Source organism: Advenella sp. FME57, assembly GCF_014897675.1.
In the GTDB taxonomy this organism is placed as follows: Bacteria; Pseudomonadota; Gammaproteobacteria; order Burkholderiales; family Burkholderiaceae_B; genus Advenella.
This window is the reverse complement of record NZ_JABUXU010000059.1, coordinates 1-493: the sequence shown is the minus strand read 5'-3', so window position 1 is coordinate 493 and position 493 is coordinate 1. Positions and strand designations below refer to the sequence as shown.

Sequence of the window (493 nt, the reverse complement as noted above, 5' to 3'; positions counted from 1 at the left end):
GCGACTCCAGCCAGATCATCGTCGGCCAGCGCCTGCGCAAGGGCTCAACCTCGTCAGCCCGGGGTGCTGACAAGTTCGTCGCCGACGCTCTGGCCACCACGACCCGAATCAACTCCGGCCTCCCAGCCCTGGTCAGGGCTGATTCGGCGTACTACTCCTCGACTGTGACCAAAGCCGCCCGGGATGCCGGGGCTGAAGTATCGATCACGGTCCGCATGGACAAGAAGGTCAAAGCAGCGATCGGAACAATCAGCGACGGCGCATGGACTGGCATCGAATACCCCGAAGCGATCTACGACGAAGAGACCAGGGCCTGGATTTCGAAGGCCGAAGTCGCCGAGGTCCCGTTCACCGCATTCACCTCGAAGAAGAAGTCCCTGCACACCCCCGGACGCTTGGTCGTCCGCCGCATCCCTGAACTCAACGAGACCAAACGCACTGCCGGACAGGACCCATTGTTCGACTTGTACCGGTACCACGCGTTCTTCACCAC

At 61.9% G+C, this 493-nt stretch carries 1 pseudogene; it reads left to right on the top strand.

The annotated features are described in order from the left end of the window. Positions 1-493 (top strand): annotated as a pseudogene (locus INT32_RS22040) (IS1380 family transposase); the annotation flags it as partial.